Origin of the sequence: Sphingomonas trueperi (genome assembly GCF_040545665.1) — a bacterium.
Lineage (GTDB): Bacteria > Pseudomonadota > Alphaproteobacteria > Sphingomonadales > Sphingomonadaceae > Sphingomonas > Sphingomonas trueperi_B.
Map to the genome: position 1 here is coordinate 713,755 of NZ_JBEPMH010000001.1, position 20,295 is coordinate 734,049.

Annotated in this window: 13 protein-coding genes and 2 pseudogenes; 10 read left to right on the forward strand and 5 right to left on the reverse strand. The window is 67.8% G+C overall.

Annotated features, from left to right (window positions below; all coding sequences use genetic code 11):
• Positions 1-6 precede the first annotated feature (6 nt).
• Complete coding sequence (locus tag ABIC65_RS03265) at positions 7-2,175, forward strand: TonB-dependent receptor (protein ID WP_354306727.1); 2,169 nt, start codon at positions 7-9, stop codon at positions 2,173-2,175.
• Complete coding sequence (locus ABIC65_RS03270; protein WP_354306728.1) at positions 2,162-3,691, forward strand: PepSY domain-containing protein; 1,530 nt, start codon at positions 2,162-2,164, stop codon at positions 3,689-3,691. The genes ABIC65_RS03265 and ABIC65_RS03270 overlap by 14 nt, the downstream gene beginning before the upstream one ends.
• Before the next feature lie 221 nt (positions 3,692-3,912).
• On the opposite strand, the pseudogene ABIC65_RS03275 reads toward ABIC65_RS03270, so the two are convergent.
• A pseudogene (locus ABIC65_RS03275) lies at positions 3,913-4,186 on the reverse strand (metal/formaldehyde-sensitive transcriptional repressor).
• A gap of 97 nt (positions 4,187-4,283) precedes the next feature.
• On the opposite strand from ABIC65_RS03275, the gene ABIC65_RS03280 reads away from it, so the two are divergent.
• Positions 4,284-6,140: a M1 family metallopeptidase gene (locus ABIC65_RS03280; RefSeq protein ID WP_354306729.1), complete on the forward strand. Its 1,857-nt coding sequence runs from the start codon at positions 4,284-4,286 to the stop codon at positions 6,138-6,140.
• Between the two features lie 136 nt (positions 6,141-6,276).
• Here the strand turns inward: ABIC65_RS03280 and ABIC65_RS03285 are convergent, their stop codons facing one another.
• Positions 6,277-7,440, reverse strand: a complete 1,164-nt coding sequence (locus ABIC65_RS03285; protein ID WP_354306730.1) for a CobW family GTP-binding protein — start codon at positions 7,438-7,440, stop codon at positions 6,277-6,279.
• A gap of 306 nt (positions 7,441-7,746) precedes the next feature.
• On the opposite strand from ABIC65_RS03285, the gene acpA reads away from it, so the two are divergent.
• Positions 7,747-9,387 carry an acid phosphatase gene (gene acpA, locus ABIC65_RS03290; protein WP_354306731.1) on the forward strand — a complete coding sequence of 547 codons (1,641 nt, stop codon included), beginning with the start codon at positions 7,747-7,749 and terminating at the stop codon, positions 9,385-9,387.
• A 132-nt stretch (positions 9,388-9,519) separates the two neighbouring features.
• Positions 9,520-9,813, forward strand: a pseudogene (locus ABIC65_RS03295) (S46 family peptidase); the annotation flags it as partial.
• A gap of 157 nt (positions 9,814-9,970) precedes the next feature.
• Here the strand turns inward: ABIC65_RS03295 and ABIC65_RS03300 are convergent.
• Positions 9,971-11,425 (reverse strand): S41 family peptidase, encoded by a 1,455-nt coding sequence (locus tag ABIC65_RS03300; protein ID WP_354306732.1) that lies wholly within the window; start codon positions 11,423-11,425, stop codon positions 9,971-9,973.
• 59 nt (positions 11,426-11,484) lie between these two features.
• Positions 11,485-11,664, reverse strand: a complete 180-nt coding sequence (locus ABIC65_RS03305) for a helix-turn-helix domain-containing protein (protein WP_354306733.1) — start codon at positions 11,662-11,664, stop codon at positions 11,485-11,487.
• On the opposite strand from ABIC65_RS03305, the gene ABIC65_RS03310 reads away from it, so the two are divergent.
• From ABIC65_RS03310 to ABIC65_RS03330, 5 genes are all read left to right on the forward strand, one after another.
• A complete protein-coding gene (locus ABIC65_RS03310; protein WP_354306734.1) occupies positions 11,648-12,652 on the forward strand; it encodes an MFS transporter in 1,005 nt (334 codons plus the stop codon). The two genes, ABIC65_RS03305 and ABIC65_RS03310, sit on opposite strands and share 17 nt — an antisense overlap.
• 352 nt (positions 12,653-13,004) lie before the next feature.
• Entirely contained in the window at positions 13,005-13,646 is a 642-nt protein-coding gene (locus ABIC65_RS03315) for an acyl-homoserine-lactone synthase (protein ID WP_354306735.1), read from the forward strand.
• Positions 13,647-13,648: 2 nt separating this feature from the next.
• Positions 13,649-13,852, forward strand: a complete 204-nt coding sequence (locus ABIC65_RS03320; RefSeq protein WP_354306736.1) for a hypothetical protein — start codon at positions 13,649-13,651, stop codon at positions 13,850-13,852.
• Between the two features lie 42 nt (positions 13,853-13,894).
• Complete coding sequence (locus tag ABIC65_RS03325) at positions 13,895-17,902, forward strand: amino acid adenylation domain-containing protein (RefSeq protein WP_354306737.1); 4,008 nt, start codon at positions 13,895-13,897, stop codon at positions 17,900-17,902.
• A 33-nt stretch (positions 17,903-17,935) separates the two neighbouring features.
• Positions 17,936-19,231, forward strand: a complete 1,296-nt coding sequence (locus ABIC65_RS03330) for a glycosyltransferase (protein ID WP_354306738.1) — start codon at positions 17,936-17,938, stop codon at positions 19,229-19,231.
• Between the two features lie 25 nt (positions 19,232-19,256).
• Here the strand turns inward: ABIC65_RS03330 and ABIC65_RS03335 are convergent, their stop codons facing one another.
• Positions 19,257-19,940 carry a LuxR family transcriptional regulator gene (locus ABIC65_RS03335; protein ID WP_354306739.1) on the reverse strand — a complete coding sequence of 228 codons (684 nt, stop codon included), beginning with the start codon at positions 19,938-19,940 and terminating at the stop codon, positions 19,257-19,259.
• Between the last annotated feature and the right edge of the window lie 355 nt (positions 19,941-20,295).

The window sequence follows — 20,295 nt, forward strand, 5'->3', positions numbered from 1 at the left end:
TTCGACATGACCATGACGCTGCGGCGCCTGCCGAGCACGGCGCTGCTTGCGCTCGCCGCCACCGCTGCAACGCCTGCCTTTGCCCAACAGGCAGCACCCGGCAGCGCGAGCGACGAGATTACCGTCACCGGCTGGCGCCTGCGCCAGCTCGATACGATCGCGCCCACCGGCAGCCGGCTCGACCTGTCGATCCGCGAGACCCCCGCGACGCTCGACCGGATCGGCGCCGACGAGATGCTGACGCGGGGCTTCCGCACCGTCGAGGAAGCGACCGACAGCCTGCCCGGCATCATCTCCGGCGGGTCGCCCGGCGATCCCAGCTTGTTCTCGATGCGCGGCTTCACCGGCGAGCAGATCACCATCCTACACAACGGCCTGTATCTGGGCCCCGCCAACATGATCAACCGGCCGGGCAACAGCTTCAACCTCGCCGGGATCGACGTGCTGAAGGGCCCCGGCTCGGTGCTCTACGGCCAGGGTGCGGTGGGCGGCGCGGTCAACATCATGAACAAGCGCCCGGATTTTGAGGGCGATAGCGGCCAGGCGCTCGCTTCCTATGGCGATTTCGATACGGTCAGCCTCGGCCTGGGCGGCAACCGTGTGCTGAGCGACACGCTCGCCGCGCGGGTCGATGCGAGCTACCATCGCTCGAGCGGCTATGTCGACGATACCGGCCCGCATTCGTTCAATGCGACGGGCGGGCTGCTCTACCGTCCGTCGACCACGCTTTCGGTCGAGCTCAGCCTCGACTATCTTCGCGATCGGCTGTCGACCTATTACGGCACCCCGCTCCTCCCCGCGGGCGCGGCGACGGATCCGATTGCCGGCATCCTGACCAGCGCGACCGGCGCGGTGGTCGATCGCCGCACCCGCTTCGTCAACTACAACGTCGCGGACAGCCGGGCGAACAGCTGGCAGGTCTGGCCGCGGCTGGCCGTCACCTGGTCGCCATCGGACGCGGTGACGCTCACCAACACCGCCTATTATTTCCGCGCCGACCGCCAATGGATCAACGCGGAGAACTTCATCTACAATGCCGGCACCGGCCGGATCAATCGCGACCGCTTCTTCGTCTTCCACCGGCAGGATCTGGTGGGCGATCAGGGCAGCGCGACCTTCCGTCATCATCTGGCCGGGTTGTCGAACAAGCTGGTGATCGGCTTCGATTATAGCCATCTCGATTTCGTCCGCAGCCGCGGCTTCCCGGACGGCGACAGCGTCGACCTGCTACGGCCGGTACGCGGGAGCTTCGGACCGCTCGATCGGCGGGTGAGCCCGACCCGCTGGGACCAGATCGCGCTGTTCGCCGAGGACGCGCTCGACCTGACGGCCAGGCTCAAGCTCGTCACCGGCCTTCGCGCCGAGCGGCTGTACCTGACGCGCGAGAACTTCAACCTCGACGGCAGCTTCGCCGCCGGCTCCAGCTTCCGCCGCGTCTACAAGCCGTTCAACTGGCGCGCCGGCCTCGTCTACGACCTGACGCCGGCGGTAACGGCTTATGCGTCCTACAGTACCGGGCAGGATCCGGTCGGCTCGAACATCTTCCTGGTCAATGCGGGCCAGAATTTCGCGCTCTCCAGTTCCCGCCAGGTCGAAGCGGGCGTGAAGGCCTCGCTGCTCGGCGGCCGCGCATCATTGACGCTGGCGGCCTATGACATCGAACGCCGCAACATCCTGACCCAGGTCGCGATCGACACGGTGAGCAATATCGGTCGCCAGCGTTCGCGCGGCATCGAGCTTTCGGGCGAGGCGCGGCTGACGCCGCACTGGGCGGTCACCGCGAGCGGCACCTATGTCGACGCCCGCTACGGCGACTTCGTCGATCCCAATTACGGCGTCGCGGCATCGGGCAACCGGCCGCCGAACGTGCCGGACTGGACGGCCAATGTCTGGACCAGCGTCCAGAAGATCGCCGGTCTGCCGCTGGAAGCGGGTGGCGGCGTGAAGTTCGTCGGCGAACGCTTCGGCAACACCGCCAACACCCTGGTGCTGCGCCCCTATGCGACCGGCATCGTCTATGCGACCTGGGCGCTCACCCCGCGCCTGTCGCTGACCGGGCGGGTCAACAACGTCTGGAACAAGACCTTCGTGCAATGGGCCGACATCTATTATCCCGCGCAGGTGATGCTGGGGGAACCGCGCCGTGCCGAGGTGAGCCTGCTTGCCCGCTTCTGAGACGCAACTGTCGCGGCGCCTGCTGGCGGTGCTGGTCTGGTTCCACCGCTGGATCGGGGTCGCCACCTGCCTGATCTTCGCCGCCTGGTTCGCCAGCGGCGCGGTGATGCTGTTCCAGCCCTTCCCGTCGCTGCCGCATGCCGCGCAGATGGCGCTGCAGGCGCCGGTCGCGCCGGAGGCGAACCTGGTAGCGCCAGCGCAAGCGGCAGCCGCGCTTCCCGGCGCCGAGACGCTGCGGCTGGTCCAGCGCGCCGGACGCCCTGCTTATGTCGTGGAAGGCGACGGCGCCTTGCGGGCCGTCGATGCGAGGACGGGTGCGATGCTCCCACCGCTCTCGCCCGCGCAAGCGCTTGCCGAAGCGCGCCGGATCTTCGGCCCTGGGGCAAGCGCCACCGGGCCATTCGACTATGACCAATGGGTGGTCCATAACCGGTTCGATCCGGCGCGTCCCTTCTACCGCCTCGATGCGAACGACGCGGCCGCAACCCAGCTCTATCTGTCGGCACGGTCGGGCGAGCTGCTCCAGCGTACCCGCCGGAGCGAACGGGCATGGAACTGGCCAGGGGCCGTGCTGCACTGGGTCTATGTGACGCCGCTGCGCAAGGACTGGCACGCCTGGGATGCCGGCGTCTGGTGGCTGTCGCTGATCTGCATGCTGGTCGCGATCGTGGGAATGATCCTCGGGATCGTCCGTATGATGGCGGCACGGCGCCTCCATCCGCCCCGGCTCACCTTCTTCCGCCGCCCATGGCTCCGCTGGCATCATCTGCTCGGGCTCGGCGCGGGCGTGTTCGTGCTCGGCTGGATCTTCAGCGGCTGGCTGTCGATGGACCATGGCCGCCTGTTCTCGCGCGGGACGCCGACGCTCGCGCAGGCGCAGGCCTATGCCGGCTGCCCCCTGACGCAGGCGCTCCGGCAAGTGGACGCCACGCGACTGGCCGGCGGAAGGGTGTCCGAGATCAGCGTGACTCCCCTCGCCTGCCGCGCGATCCTGACGCGCTTCGCCGCGGACGGCAGCATCGAACGCGTCGGCGGTGCGGGGCACCAGATCGACGACGCGGCGATGCGCACGCTGGTGCTGAATGCGGTCGCTGCCGGTTGGCCGCAAGCGTCGGCGACCCGGGTCCTTTCGGTCGATCCCGATGCGACCTATGCGCTGGCCGAAGACTGGCCACGTTCGGCCTGGCGGATCCCGTCGGGCGCGCCCGACGCGCCGGACCTGTATGTCGACGGCACTAGCGGTCGGTTGCTGACCGTGATGGACTCCAGCCGCGCGGCCTATGCCTGGGTCTATTATGCGCTGCACACCGGCAATGTGCCCGGCCTGACGGCGCGGCCCGCGCTGCGCCGCCTGCTGCTCCTGCTGCCCCTGGCCGCGGGGTTCCTGTTCAGCATCACCGGCGTGGTGCTCGGCTGGAGACGCCTGCGCGTCAGCGCGTCTCGATCGTCAGATGGGCGAGTTCGTGGACGGGCGCCAGGCGCTTCCGCACCAGCTCCGCGTTCGCAACGCCGGTGACGCTGACGATCACCGCCCGCGTGTCGGGGCCTACGCGCCAGACGTGCAGGATCGGTGATCCGGGTATCGTCCGGCGCCTCGACCAGCGTGCGCACGTCTTCCGCGACAGGGTCGTCGGTCGCGTCGAGCAGCATGGCGGCGGTGAGCAGGACCACCCACTGCGTACGCCGCGCATTCGCGTCATGCGCGACAGCGTTCGAGGCCGTCAGTATGGCAGCATCCTATTTGGAGTAGCGGCGGATCACCGCCAGCAGGTCGGCAGCGCCTTGCGCGCGCCTCGTCGGTCAGTCCCCTCCCGGCGACATGCGCTTCGAGATGCTCGGCGATGATCTCGTCGACCAGCCCGTTCACCGCCCCCCGCACCGCCGCGACCAGGTGGAGCACCTTGCCGCAGGGCGCTCCGGCGACGCGTTCACGTTCCACGGCGGCACCCTGGCCGGCGATGCGGCGGACGCGCGCGATCAGGACGGGACTGGCATCGGTCAAATGACTCATAGGGGTACCCCCTACCCCTATAGCGGTTCAGGCCGCGAGGGGCCGAACGCCCCTGTCGCACCGCGCCAAAGCAGTGGACGGTGCGGCACTTCTTCCTATGCTTGCGCCACGAGACAAACGGAGCCTTCCCCTGAAACATCTGGCCTATCCTCTCGCCGGGGCGCTCGCCCTCGCTGCCCTGCCCGCGACCGCGCAGACGCGCTACGATCCCGCTACGGCCTTCGCACCGCTCGCGCTGCCCAGTGCCGTCAACACGGTCCGCGGTGCGAACGGCCTGCCGGGGCCAGGCTATTGGCAGAACCGAGCGGACTACCAGATCCACGCCACGCTCGATCCGGCCGCCAAGCGCGTCAGCGGAACGGCGACGATCACCTACACCAACAACAGCCCCGATCGGCTCGACAGTCTGTGGCTCCAGCTCGACCAGAATCTCTACCGACCGGGGTCGCGCGGGGCGATGGCGAGCGGGCGCGTGCCCGGCGGCACCACCGATGGCATGGTGATCGAGGCGGTCGAGCTGCTCTCCGGCGGCAAGACGATCGCAGTCACGCCGCTGATCTCGGACACGCGCATGCAGGTGCCGTTGCCGATGGCCTTGCCCTCGCATGGCAAGCTCAGCCTGCGCATCCGCTACCATTTCACCATACCCGGCGAATGGGGCGGCCGCATGGCCTGGGGCAAGGCGCGCGACGGCGAGGTCTACAACATCGCGCAATGGTATCCGCGCATGGCCGTCTATGACGATCTGCGCGGCTGGGATCCGCTCCCCTATCTCGCGCAGGAATTCTATCTCGATTACGGCGACTTCGACTATTGGGTGACGCTACCCGCCGGCATGACCGTGGCGGGATCGGGCGAGTTGCAGAACCCGCAGGATGTGCTCACCGCCACCCAGCGCGCACGGCTCGCCAAGGCGCGGACCAGCGATGCGACCGTCGAGGTGATTGCGCCGGGCGAGATCGGTACCCCGGCCTCCCGCCCCCGGCAGGACGGCACGCTGACCTGGCACTTCCGCATGGAGAACAGCCGCGACGTCGCCTTCGCCGCCTCGTCCGCCTTCGCCTGGGATGCGGCGCGGATGAACCTGCCCGGCGGCAAGACCGGGCTCGCCATGTCGGTCTATCCGGCGGAGAGCCAGGGCCGCGACAAATGGGGCCGCTCGACCGAATATCTGAAACACGCGGTCGAGGAGTTCTCGCGCCGCTGGTATCCCTATCCCTGGCCCAACGCCGTCAACGTCGCCGGTATCGCGACGGGCATGGAATATCCCGGCATCGTGTTCGACGGGATCGAGGATAGCGGCAAGGAGCTGTTCTGGATCACCGCGCACGAGATCGGCCATAGCTGGTTCCCGATGATCGTCGGCTTCGACGAGCGTCGGGACGCCTGGATGGACGAGGGCTTCAACACCTTCATCGACGTCTACGAATCCGACGCCTTCAACCACGGCGAATATGGGCCGAAGCGCGACAGCGAATATGCCGAGGGCGGCGGCAATCCGGTGGACGAGATCCTGCCCATTCTGGCCGATCCCTATGCCCCGCCGATCCTCTCGCGCGCCGACACGGTGACCGAGAAATACCGGCACGCGGTGACCTATTTCAAATCGGCGCTGGGCCTCACCCTGCTGCGCGAGCAGATCCTCGGACCCGAACGGTTCGATCCGGCCTTCCGCCGGTTCATCGCCGCCTGGGCGTTCAAGCATCCCAAGCCCGCCGATTTCTTCCGCGCGATGGAGGACACCAGCGGGGAGGACCTCAGCTGGTGGTGGCGCGGCTGGTATGTCCACAATTGGACGCTCGACCAAGCGGTTACCCGGATCAGCCGGACACGGGACGGCGCAGGCTCGCTGGTGATGGTGCAGAATCGCGATCCGATGGTGATGCCGGCGACGCTGCGCGTCACCTTCGCCGACGGTTCGAAGCGCGACATCGCGCTGCCGGTCGAAACCTAGATCCGCACCGCCAGCACCGACATCTATGTGCCAGGACCCCCGCGCGTGGTGCGCGCGGAAATCGATCCGGACCACAGGCTGCCCGACCGCGACCGGAGCAACAACGTGGCACGATGAGATCGGTAGGCGGCCGCCGTCAGGCCCAGCCGCCCCCGATCACGCCGCCGGGGACGCCGGGCGCCGGGATCTGCTCCACCAGCCCCTGCAGTCCGAAATGGTCTAGGCCGATGGTCATCAGCGACAAGGTGCCGCGCAGCTGATCGGCGGTAATGTCGCGGGTGATGAAGACCAGCCGCGTCCGCCGGTCCTCGGAGGGCCAGTCGTCCAGCTCCACCGGCGGGTGGAACAGATGCTGCACCCCGTGCACCACCACCGGCCTGGGGTGATCGCGCAAGTGCACGATCCCCTTCACCCGGAGAATATCCGCGCCCTTCAGGCTGGTCAGGATGTCGATCCAGCGCTCGAACGCCTCGGCGCGAAGCGGCGCATCGAAGGTGAGGCAGGTCGCGCGGATGCGATCGTCGTGGCGGTTCACGTCGTGATGGTGATGATGATGGTGGTCGTGGTCGTGGTGCCCATGGCCGCGCCCGTGCTCATGTGCGGTGTCATAGGCCTCGGCTTGCAGCCAGCGCTGCACGTCGAGGCTCTTGGTCTCCGGATTGTACAGCCCGGCATCGAACAGCAGCTCTGCCTCGACCACGCCGTGGAGCACCGGTACGATCGGCGCGGCCGGGTTGATCGCGCGCAGTCGCGCCTCGATCTCGCGCAACGCGTCGCTGGACAGGAGATCGATCTTGGTAAGCACGATGCGATCCGCGACCGCGGCCTGGCGTACCGCCTCTTCCTGGCTGTCGAGCGTCGCCATGCCGTTGAACGCGTCCACCGTGGTGATCACCCCGTCCAGCCGGTAGAGCGTGCGCAGCTGCGGATCGGTCATCAGCGTGTGCAGGATCGGCGCCGGATCGGCGAGACCCGTCGTCTCGATGACGACCCGGTCGAACCAGCAGCGCCCTTCCCGGGCGAACCGCCAGGGCGCGTCGCGCAGCGTGGCGCGCAGGTCGCCGCGAATGGTGCAGCACAGGCAACCGCCCATCATCTCGACGACCATATCCTCGTTGGACCGCGCAATCAGGTCATGGTCGAGGCCGACCGCGCCGAACTCGTTGATGATCACCAGCGCGCGGCGGAGTTCCGGCATCCGCACCAGAAGATTGAGCAGCGTCGTCTTGCCGCTGCCGAGAAACCCGGTGAGCACGCTGACCGGGATCAACGCCGCTTCGCCCGCAACGAGCGCGGTCATGCCGGCAGGCGCGGCGCCGGGGCCGCAGAGTTGATGAAAGCCACCTGAATATCCTGACAGGATGATATACTATATCGTTGCTATCAGGCATTGGGTTAAGGCTCAAGCCACGGCGCGTCGGGAAAATACACGGGACAGACGACGGTGGCAGGCCTCGGTGGCGGCGACGCGGCTCGATCCGCGCGACATCTGCGCCCCGCCGAACGACGATGAGGCCAGCCAACGATCGACCGCCCGACAAACGGGCGTAACAAAATATTGTCACCTGCGGCCGCCACGCCGCAGGCTGCGGACCGGAGAATGACCATGCACGACAACGATAGCTACGCCGCCGAACCCGCCGCCGCAGACACCCTCGCCAATCCGCAGCGGCGTACCCTGCTCGGCGCGGCGGGCGTGGCCGCGATGCTGGCGGCAGCGCCGTCCGAGGCCGCCGGGCGCGGCACGGGCGCATTGTCGGCGATCGAGACCGTCGTCGTGATCTACGCCGAGAACCGCAGCTTCAACAATCTGTTCGCGGGCTTCCCCGGCCTTGCCGATCCACTCGCAGCGGCGCCCCCTGCCCGCACCGCCCAGCGCGATCGCGACGGATCGGTGCTGAAGGCGCTCCCCAAAATCTGGGAAGGCATGGTGCCCGACGAGCAGGTGGTCGAGCATCGCCGCTACAAGATCGGGCCGGACGACCTGCCGCCGCTCGCCAACGCGCCCTTCGCCCTGGCGACGCCGGAAGGCGATCCGCTGCCCCACGGCGTGGTGACCCGCGATCTGGTCCATGCCTTTTACCAGAACCAGCTGCAGATCAACGGCGGCCGCAATGACGGCTTCGTCGCCTGGGGGGACAGCGGCGCGCTGGTGATGGGCCATTATGGCGAGGCCTCCGCCAAGCTGCGTCTCTGGCAGATCGCGCGCGAGTTCACGCTGTGCGACCGCTTCTTCATGGGGGCGTTCGGCGGATCCTATCTGAACCACCAATATCTCGTCGCCGCCCGCCCGCCCTTCTACCCCGATGCGGACAAGAGCCCGGCGCGCGGCCGCGTCGCGCAGGTTGAGGGCAACGACCCGACCGGCATTCGCCTCAAGCTGAAGCCGAGTTCGCCCAAGAGCGCGCTGGAGGGCCCGCCCGATTTCGTACCCAGTTCGCTGAGCCCCGACTTCTGGTCGGTCAACACGATGCTGCCGCCCTATGCGCCCACCTACCAGCTCGATCCCGAACGGCCCGGCTATGCCGATTGGAACGACGCCAAGACGATGGTGCCGCAGCGCCACGCGACCATCGGCGACCTGCTTTCCGCCAAGGGCGTGTCCTGGGCTTGGTATGCGGGCGGCTGGGCGGCTGCGCTGGCGGGCCATGCGAACGACGGCAGCTTCCCCAGTCGCCCCAATTTCCAGCCGCACCACCAGCCGCTCAACTATTTCGCGCAGTTCGCGCCCGGCACGGCGGCGCGCGCCAAGCATCTGCGCGACGCAGGCGAAGGCGAGACGCCGCGCACCAACCATTTCCTCGCCGACGTGGCCGCCGGCACCCTGCCCGCGGTGAGCTTCTATAAGCCGCAGGGCAACCTCAACATGCATGCCGGCTATTCGGACGTGGAGGCGGGCGACCAGCATATCGCGGTGGTGGTCGATGCGCTGCGCCGCAGCCCGCAATGGCACAAGATGCTGGTCGTCATCACCTTCGACGAGAATGGCGGCTGGTGGGACCATGTGCCCCCGCCCAAGGGCGATCGCTGGGGCCCCGGCACGCGCATCCCTGCGGTAATCGTCTCCCCCTTCGCCAAGCGCGGCCATGTCGACCACAGCGTCTACGATACCGGTTCGATCGCGCGCTTCCTCACCCGTCGGTTCGGCCTGCCCCCGTTGCCCGGCCTGGTCGAGCGCGAACGCGCCATGGTGGCAGCAGGCGGGCCGGCGCCGGGCGATCTCTCGGGCGCACTAACCATCGGCTGATCACATGCTGCAAGGGTCCAGGCTCGACCAACAGCATTGGACCCTGCATGCGCGCCTCTCGTTTTCTCGCCCTCCTCGCCACGTCGATGCTGGCCAGCCCGACCCATGCCGACGAGGGCATGTTGACCTTCGATATCTTCCCCCGCCTCCAAGGTGAAGGCGGCGTACGGGGTGGCCATCGACCAGGCCTGGCTGGACAAGGTACGCGGCGCGGCCGTGCGCCTGTCGGGCGGCTGCTCCGCCTCGATCGTCGGCGCGAACGGGCTGGTCCTGACCAACGATCGCTGCGTCGCCGAGTGCGCGCAAGAGCTCTCCTCCAAGGGAGAAGACCTCTATATCCAGGGTATCGTCACCGCCCGTTCGGAGCAGGAGCGCAAATGTCCCGGCATGCAGGGCGAGATCCTGGACGGGATCATCGACGTGACCGCTATGATACTCAACCTCCAGGGCATCCGTAGGCCACCAAATTTCCTTGCGATGCCAATATCGCCGGCCTTGGGGATGCTGACCTCTCGTCACCGGCAGTGCGGCATCGGGTGCTGCGGTCCGGCAAGTTGCGTCGCGACGCAAATCTGCGGAAGCTTCAACCCGTCTGGTGCAGCCATCCGGCTGCGCGCTCCATCACCGGGTCGCGGGCGGCCGCCATGTCTGCGATCGAGGGCGCTACAACAATATCGGGAACGATTCCGGCATCCGGCACCGCCGTCGAAGGGAAATAGCCGATCAGCGGCAGGTCGAACTCGATGCCGCTCGCGGGCAGCCGGACAAAGAAGAAGCAGCCCCCGTTGATCCCGCGCCGGTTGCCTCCGGTCGGCGTGCCGAACAGCCGCACGCGGCCGCTCCGTCGCGCCTTCTCGGCGAACTGAAAGGTTGCCGAGCTGTTGACCGGTCCGACAAGCGCGGCGACAGGCAGTTCGAGCGCACGGGCCGCCGGCTGGATCGACGAACTGCCATGCGCACCCTGGAGAATGTAGAAGCCGTTCGTCGTGCGCCGTGCATCGACGCCCAGCGTGCGAAAGCTGTTGTCCCAGGTATCGAGATACGGGTCCAGCGAGGATGGGGTCCGTCGAAAGCGTACGCGGCGTTCCGCCTGGGGGTTCTTGAGCGGCGTGCGCAGCAGGCGCGCGAGGATGACGTCGCCGCAATCCTCACCCCCCTCGTTTTCGCGCAGATCGACGATCAAGCCCTTCGCGCCGGAAAGGCTGTCGAGCCGGGCCTCGAGCCAGCCGCGCCAATCCCATTTGCTGTCGTAGAGCGCCCAACCGGGCATGGTCAGCACGGCGATGCCGTCCGATCGCATGGTCCAGTCCCACACCGGCGCGTCGCCGCGATAGTCACGTTGGATAGCTTGGGCGCGACGCTGGCTCAGCCCGATCGCGGGCAGCGTGACGCTCGCTGTTCGTCCATCCGGACGGCGCGCCATGAGGAAATGCAGACCCCGCGGCGGCGGGCCGAATTCCAGCCCGTGGAACACGTCGAAGAACTCGATCGCGTCGTCGCCCCGCACCTCCAGCAGCGACACGCGCTTCGCATCATTATGTCCATCGGCACGGGCATAGGGCAGCAACCGCGCCAGCATGGCGCGCGGCGCGACTCCGTTGATCGACAGCACTTCACTTCCGCGCGGCAGATCGGGGCCGCCATGATCCGTGACGACCATGGCGCCGCCGATCCAGCGAAACTGAAACGGCAATCGCGTCGTGCGGTCGAACAGGGCTGTCGCCACTGCCTTCTTCTGATTGAAGAAGTTGCAATAGCTGTGCCCGCAGCGGATCGTCGCGAGAAAACGGGATAGCAGCAGATACCGCGTCACAAGATCGGGCGCGGCAACGAGTCCGGCTTGCAGATGCGACAGCCGCGCCTTGATCTGCGCTGGCGTATTATAGCGGTACAGCCCGGGGTGGAGCCTCAGCGCATCGCGGAGGATCGCAACGTCTCCCTTCAGGTCCGAAGCGCTGGGCGTGTCCGCGGCACGCGCGATGAAGGGCACGGCGGCAGTGGCGCTGAGGCCGGCGAGCATCTGGCGGCGGTCGATCATGGCGCAAGCCCTCGCGGCTTATCGCCCCCGATGCGCCTCAAAATCGCCCGTCCGCCCGATTATTCCTGTTTTGCGACGTGTCGGCGATAGGCGGAGGGTGTCGCCCCGAAGGTGGCGAGGAAGGCACGGTTGAAACTCGCCTTCGAACTGAAACCCGCTTCCATCGCCAGATCGAGCAGATCGGCCTTGCTCCCGCCGCGCAGTGCCGGACTTGCGCCGACGATGACGCAGATCGGCATCGCCGCGGGCATGTTTTTCCTGCTCCCGCTGGGGGATCGTATCGACAATCGCGTTTTGACCACAACGTTGTTGTTCTTTCAGGCGGCGGCGCTGAGCGTGATGGCATCGACAGGATGTCCGGCGCTGTTCTTCGCGGCGGGGTTCGTCGCCGGCCTGTGCGGCATCGTCACCTATCTTCTGCCCGCCTACGCCACCCGCCTGGTCGCGCCCGCGCGGCGTGGGACGATCACCGGCATGCTCGCAACGGGTATTCTCACCGGCATCATGCTGGGACGATCGCTTGCAGGCATGGCCGGGTTCGAATTCGGCTGGCGCGCCGTCTACGCTGCCGCGGCAATCGCGACGTTCCTCATGGCGACGATCATGCGAAACAGCATGCCGCCCACGCCGGGCCTGCGGCACCAGTCCTACGGCGCGCTGATGGGCTCGCTCGTCGGGCTGGTACGAACCTCCGCGCTGCTGCGTCGATCGACGCTGCTGCAGGCGCTGAGCTTCGGCAGCTTCAACATGCTGTGGGTGGGCCTCACCCTGCATCTCCAGCAAGCGCCCTTCCACCTGGACACGCGGCAGATCGGCGTGCTCTCCCTGGTGGCGGTGACGGCAGCGCTCTCCGCACCCGCGCTCGGCCGCTTCGCCGACCGGAAGAGCATGGCGCCGGCGCTGCGGCTGGCCTTCGTCGTCAACCTGGCAGGGTGGACGGCTCTTCTGCTGATGCCCGCGAGCTATGTCGGCATCGTGGCGGGGATGGTACTGGTCGGCATCGGTTCGATCGGCACCGACGTGACCCTGCGCGCCACCTTGTACGGCCTGACACCCGATATCCGCATGCGCCTCAACGCCTTCTACTCGACGGGTACCTTCATGGGAGGCAGCCTGTTCTCGCTGCTCACCCCCATCCTCATGGCCGGGCTCGGCTGGAGCGGGTTCGTCGCGACAGCTCTGTGCTTGAACCTGGCCGGACTGGCGTTCGTCCACAAAGAGCACTGAGAGCCCGCCGTCCGGACCTCGGGCAGCGATCACTTGCCAGGCGAGGTCGGGGTCGCCTCGTAGTGCTCGCCCCCGGCGGCTAGCCCGCGTCCGGGCGTCCGCGTGCGCTCCAGCTGCGTTTGGAGCTGCTCGGCGCGAAAACGCCCTATGGCGTTTCCGTCGGTCGTCTCGAAAGACCGGGATCCTGTGAACGGCGAGGCGAGCACTCGGCCGCGCAACAGATCGATCCGGTGGCGACGGATCGCGTAGCGAGGCCGCGTCCCCCGATCCTTTAACCCTACCAGATCTGAGAGTTGGCGGGAGGCCCTGCAAACAGGATTGTGCGCCGCAGCGAACACGACGAGGTGCGGTCATGATCGACTTGGTAACGTGGCAATCGGCGCATCTGTTCGGCGACGCGCTCGCCGATCAGTACCGCTTCCGGCACGAGCAGTTCGTCATTCGGTCCGGGTGGAACGTCCCGCATTTCGACGGCATGGAATATGACCAGTTCGATACTCCGGCAGCCAGATACCTGCTGTGGCGGGATCATTGCGCACGGGTGCGCGGGATGGTGCGGCTGCTCCCCACCACCCGCCCCTACATGACCGAGACGCTGTGGCCCGAGCTCGCGCCCGAGGAAGGGGTCCCGCGCGCCGATACGGTCTGGGAAAATACCCGCTTCGCGGTCGATCGCGCGCTGCCTGCACCGCTCCGCAAGACGGTGACGAGCGAACTCATCCTGGCCTCGCTGGAATTCGGCGTCTGCCATGGGATCGAGCGCTATCTGCTGATTTCACCGCTCTGGGTGCTGCGCGGCGCACTGGCTGCCGCGGGCTTGGAGCACCGCCTGCTACAACAGACCGACAGGCTTGGGCGCTGGCCGGTGGCGAGCGCCTATGTGCCAGTGTCCGAACAGATCCTGATGATCGCTCGGCAGCGGCTTGGCGTGCATCACCGGGTGCTTGCCGATCCAAATGCCGACGCCTGCCATCCTGCCGTGCAGGCAGCCTGACCGTGCAGCTCCCGCAACGCCGGAAGATCGCCAGCCGCCTGGCCCAGGCGCTTCGATACCTGCAGCGCGAAGCCAAGGCCGCGGCGTTGGACGAGGTGGCCGCGGCACTCGCGCATGCAGAACGCTCCGCCGGCGGCGCGTGCCGGCCGGACAACCAGACCGCGGCGCCGCCCTCGGCCGCCGATCGGGCGAAGCGGCCATCGTGACGCAGTTTCAGACCATTGGGGCATAAAGGGGGAGTCGACGCGATGCAGCATGGATCCGAGCAACTATTGCCACTGACCACCGCACAGCGCGGCCTGTGGATCGGCAGCCAGATCGCGCCGCCGGGTTCCACCTTCAACATCGCCGAGGCGGTTGAGATTCTGGGGGACATCGAGCCGGATCTGTTCGTGGCGGCGATCACCCAGGTATCCGAGGAGGCGGAAACCACGCGCATCCAGATCGTCCAGACCCCCGACGGCCCCATGCAGCGGGTGGTGCCGTCGGTGCGTACCGACTTCCCCTTCGTCGATGTGAGCGGCGAACCCGATCCGGACGCGGCGGCGCAGGCCTGGATGCGCGCGCGGATCCTGGCGCAGCTCGATCTGGAGCGGGATGCTTTGTGGGTCAGCGCGCTGTTGAAGCTCGGCCCGCAGCGCCACCTGTGGCTGCAATGCTGCCACCACATCGCGCTCGACGGCTTCACCGGGGGCATGCTCGCCGCGCGCCTCGCCGAGGTCTACACCGCGTTCGTCGAAAAGCGCGCGCCCGAGCCGCACGGCTTCCTGCCGATCACCCTGCTCGCCGAGCACGAGCAGAGCTATCGCGACTCCGATCGCCGCGAGACCGATCGCAGCTATTGGGTCGAGCAGCTCCGCGACGTGCCCGATGCGCCGACGCTGTCGATGCGGCTCGATCGCCGCAACACCACCGCCTCGGGTGCGGACGGCGGCTTTATCCGCCGCTCCTGGACGATCCCGGCCGAGATGGTGGAGCGCCTGCGCGCGCTGGTGCGCAGCCACGGCGCGACGCTGCCGCAGGGCCTCACCGCCATGCTCGCCGCCTATCTGTTCCGGATGACGGGCAAGGAGGATTTCGTCATCGGCATGCCGATGACCGGGCGCGGCAGCCGCACCCTGCGCCAGGTGCCCGGCCTGGTCGCTAATGTCGTCGCGCTGCGCTTCCGGCCGGTGCGGGAGAGCAGCTTCGTCGATCTGCTCACCCAGTCCCGCCGCGTGTTGCAAGGCGCGTTGCGGCACCAGCAATTCCGCTACGAGGATCTTCGCCGCGAGCTGGGCTTCAACGAGATCAACCAGCACCTCGCGCGGTTCAGCGTGAACATCGAGCCGTTCGATTATGCGCTGCGCTTCGGGGGTGCCACCGCCCGCAGCCACAATCTGAGCAACGGGGCGATGGAAGACCTGACCGTCTTCATGTTCGACCGGCAGGACGGCAAGGGCATCCGGATGGATTTCGATGCCAATCCGGGCCTTTATACACATGACGAGCTCGACGCGCATCTTGCGCGGGTCGAACGGCTGATGTCCGCGGTGCTTGAAGATCCGGAAGCCGCGCTGGTCGCGCACGACCTGATCGGCGGCGAGGAGCGCTCGCGCTGGGCGGCGCAGGTCCGCGCGGCCGAGCGCGCTTGGCCCGCCGACGACGCACCCGCACTGGTGCACCGCAAGGCCGGGGATCGCCCCGACGCGCCTGCGGTGATCGATGCGGCGGGCGATCTGACCTATCGCGGGCTCGCGAGCGATGTCGAAACCCTGCGACACCAGCTGGCGGCGGCGGGGATTGGTCCCGGCCACCTCGTCGCGGTGATGCTGCCGCGCGATCGGCGGCTCGTCACCGCCCTGCTCGCAATTGCCGAGAGCGGTGCGGCCTGGCTGCCGCTGAACGGCCATGGCCCGGTCGATCGCCTGCACGCCATCCTGGAGGACGCACGGCCCTCACTGGTGCTGTGCGACGCCGAGATGGAACTGCCGATCGCCGTCCCGCAGCTGCTGCTTGCACGCGCCGGCGCGGCCGGTCTGCTGTTTGGCGGCACCGCCGATCCGGCCCCGCGGGTTCCGGCCGGCACCGCCTATGTCACCTATACCTCGGGCACCACCGGGCGGCCGAAGGGCGTCGTCGTCTCGCACGCCAACCTCCGCAACCTGCTGCTGTCGATGCAGGAAATCCTGTCGATCGCGCCCGACGAGCGCCTGCTCGCGATCACCACGGTGACCTTCGACATCGCGGTGCTCGAGCTGCTGCTGCCGCTGGTCGCCGGCGGTACGGTCGTCGTCGCCACCCGCGAGGAGGCGGGCGACCCCAAGCAACTGGCGGCGGCGATCGCGCGCCACGGCGTGACCGCGCTGCAGGCGACGCCCACCATGTGGCAGGCGATCCTCGGCGCCGGCCAAAGCGAGGCATTGCGCGGGCTGCTGCTGCTGACCGGCGGCGAGGTCCTGTCCGGCCAGCTCGCCGAGCGGCTGCTGGGCCTAGGGCGCGCGGTGTTCAACCTGTACGGCCCGACCGAGACGACGATCTGGTCGACCGCGCAGCAGATCGGCGCGGCGGACCTGGTGCTTCCGGCAATCGGCCGTCCGCTCGCCAACACCCAGCTGCACATCGTCGATGCCTATGGCATCCAGCTGCCCGACGGGACGATCGGCGAGCTGGCGATCGGCGGCGACGGTGTCGCTACCGGCTATCTCGGCCAGCCGGCGCTGACCGCCGAGCGTTTTCCGCCCGATCGCTTCACCGACGCGGCCGGCGCCCGGCTGTACCGCACCGGCGATCGCGCGGTGCGCGATGCGGACGGCGTGGTGCGCACGCTCGGCCGCAACGACGATCAGGTGAAGATCAAGGGCGTCCGCGCCGAGCCCGCGGAGATCGAATCCGCGCTGCTCCGGCTGAACGGGATCGAGCAGGCCGCCATCGTGCTGGAACGCGGGGACGACGGGGCGATGCTGGTCGCCTATCTCGTCGCCGCCGAGGGCCAGCCGCCCGCCGACCCGGCGAAGCTGCGCCGCGCGCTCTCGACGATGCTGCTGCCCCAGATGATCCCGTCGCGCTTCCAGTATCTCGACGCGCTGCCCCGCACGCCGAACGGCAAGCTGGATCGCCGCGCGTTGCCGCGCCCGGGGATGCAGGAAGTGGCGGAAAGCCGCGCCGCGGTGCAGCCGCGTACCCCGACCGAGATCATGCTCGCCCAGATCTGGAGATCGGTGCTGGGGGTCGAGGAGGTCGGCATCCACGACAATTTCTTCGATCTCGGCGGCGACAGCCTGAGCGCGGTGCATCTCGTGACCGCGCTGGCCGATCTGGGCGCCGACCTCTCGATCGGCCATCTGTTCACCGAACCGACCATCGCCGGCCTCGCGCCGCTGTTCGACGGCAGCGCGCAAGGCTCCGGCTTCCTCGATGTGGTGCTGCCGCTCCGCAGCGGCGGCGATGCCGCGCCCTTGTTCTGCCTCCACCCGGTGCTGGGCGTAGGGTGGAGCTTCGCCACGCTGGCGCCGCACTTGCCCCAGCGCCACCCGGTCTATGCGCTCCAGGATATCGGGCTGCTCCAGAACGATGCCCGGCCGAACTCGATCGAGGCGCTGGTAGACATCTATCTCGAGCAGATCCGCGCGGTGCAGCCGGTGGGCCCCTATCACCTGATCGGCTGGTCGATGGGCGGATTGATCGCGCAAGGCATCGCCGCGCGCCTGCGCAGCGCGGGCGAAGAGGTGCCGCTGCTCGCGCTGCTCGATTCCTATCCTTTCCTCGGCACCGAGGCCGATCCCGAGGACATGGAGGAGACGGTGCTCATCCGTGCCGCGCTGGACTTCCTGAAGCTGCAGCCCGATCCGGGCGCGCCGCTGCCGGAGACGACGGATGCGCTGGTCGAGCTGATCGCCGCTGCGATCGACATGGGCGACCTGCCGGCAACGCTGGGGCAGGAAATCGGCGACGTGCCTGCGTTCATCGAGCGTCTCCGCGCCGTGACCGTGCACAATCTCGGCCTCGCACGGCGCTACCGGCCGGGCCATGCCGATACGGATGCGCTGTTCCTCCGCGCCGCCTTGCGCGGCGGCGACGGGGCGGGAGCGGTGATCCATGACAGCCCCACCGTGTGGGGCAGCCATCTGGCGGGCCTGCTGACCATCCACGAGGTCGACTGCCGGCATCAGGACATGATGCTGCCCGCCCATGCGGCGCGGATCGGCGGCATCATCACCCGCCACCTCGATGCGCTGGCGCAGGCTTCCGCGCTGGTCACGGCCGAACGGCCCTAGCGCACCGCAGCGGCACGGCGACGGAGACACGACATGCGTATCGCTATCTTCACCATCGGCACGCATGGCGATGTGCGGCCCTTCGTCGCCTTTGGCCGCCATCTCCAGGGGCAGGGCCATGACGTGACGATCGCCACGAGCGATCGTCATCGAGGCATCGTGGAGCAACTGGGGCTGCGGCTTGCCCCTCTCGAATCGGACTATGCGGCGCTGATGGCGCGCGAGCGGGCGCTGATGGAGAGCGGAAACCAGCTGAAGATGGCGGGCACCATCGCGTCCACCATGATGCGATGGGTACCACAATGGGCGCGGCAAGGCATGGCGGCGGCGCACGGGGCCGATCTCGTGCTCGGCTCGGGCTCGGGCACGATCCTGGGCGCCGCGGTGGCGGAACGGCTCGGCGTGCCCTTCGTGCAGGCCCAGTTCATGCCGTTGACTCCGTCCCGGCACATGGCGCCGATCTGGCCGCTGCCCGGCATGCAGCTGCCCGCCGCCGCCAATCTCGCCCTGTCGCATGCGCTGCGCATCGCGATGTGGCGGATCTTGGCGCGACCCTCCAATGCGCTCCGCGAAACGCTGGGCCTCCGCCCCTTCCCGCTACTCGGCCCCTGGTACGAACGCGAGCAGCGGGTGCGGCCGCAACCCATTCTCTACGCGTTCAGCAGGCATCTCCAGCCCCAGCCTGCGGACTGGTCGCCGGGGCGGGCGGCGGTCGTCGGCTTCTGGTCGCTCGACCAGGGCCGCGACTGGACGCCGCCCCAGGCACTCCAGGACTTTCTCGATGCCGGGCCGCCGCCCCTCTATGTCGGGTTCGGCAGCATGCTCAGCGGCGACCAGCAGCGCTTCACTCGGCTGATCCTCGAGGCGGTGCGGCGGACCGGCCGCCGCGCGATCGTCGCGACCGGCTGGGGCGCGCTGGAGTCGGCGGAGGCGCCGCCCGACGTGCTGTTCCTCAAGGACGCGCCCCATGACTGGCTGTTCCCGCGCGTATCGCTGGCGGTGCATCACGGCGGCGCAGGCACCACGGCGGCGGCGACGCGGGCGGGGTTGCCGCAGGTCGTCGTGCCGTTCCTGGCCGACCAGTTCTTCTGGGCGTGGCGGCTCAAGCGCGCCGGGGTGAACCCGGCGCTGCTCGACCGGCGGACAATGACCGCGCAAGACCTTGCCGATGCGATCTCACTGGCGGCGCAGGAGCGTGTGCGTGCGACGGCAGCACGACTGGGCGGCCTCCTCCAGGCCGAGCAGGGAATGGAAAATGCCACCCAGGCGCTGGAGCGCTGGGGCTTGCTGCCGGCGACGGAACCGCGTCGCGTTCGTCAGCTGGCATAGGCGCGGTCCCGCGCGCCGCGCGCGGTCAGGGGGAGATCACACCCAGCATGATCGCGCTGACCACCGCCAGCATGCGGCCATTGCTGCCGAGCTTGGCGCAGGCATTCTTGACGTGGAAATTGACCGTGTTCTCGCTGATGCCAAGCAGCATTCCGATTTCCCAGGCGCTCTTGCCGCGCGCGGTCCAGGTCATGCAGTCGCGTTCGCGCGGGGTCAGGCGGATCGGGGACTTGGATGCGCCGGCAAGCGCCTTGTAGCGTTCGAGAAACTGCGCGGAAATCATGCTCAGGAACGGGCGCGCGCGATGGAGCGCGTCGACATCGTCTGCCGCGAAGCTCGCCACGAACGTCGTCCCGTCGGTCATGTGGATCGGCACCGTGAACCCCGTCACCACGCCGAAGGCCCGCGCTTCGTCGAGCAGGCGGCGTTGGGCGGCGTCGAGGTTGCCGAGTTCCGCCCAGCTATAGGGTATGTCCCGATGCGCGATCGCGCGGATCGTGGGATCGATCTTGATATAGTCGTTGGCGTGGTAATGGCGCTGCCAGGCTTCCGGATAGTGCACGAAGATCACTTCTTCGGCGCGGAGCACGTTGGACCCGAAACGCCCCAGGGCGAAATGGAAGTTGCCTACGCTTGCAACGGCGGCGCTGAATCGCTCGCAAAGTTGATGGATGTCGATCGCGGCGCCGAAATCAGCAGCGATGGTCAACAGGGCGTGCGAAACGGCGGCTGTCATGCGCGTTCACGACCCTTGGATCGAGCACTAGCCCAGCGGTGTGCAAGCGACCTAGCGGGAGTCATTGCGCATCAACCACATGACACCTCCAATGCGATTGCACCCAACCCACGGGCGCCGCTACCTCAGCGAATATCCATTTCGAAAACTGTCAGAACGTCGCGAATTAATCCAACGTTTGCACAAATTGGTATCAATAAATGCTTTAAACAATCGTTTTTTTGCATCAACTGCAAAATCACATATTGCACTTGCTGATCAGAGGCTTGCGAGGCACCCTGCACGTTTCCGAACAAAAAACATGTGGTCTTGCGACACCATACCAGTA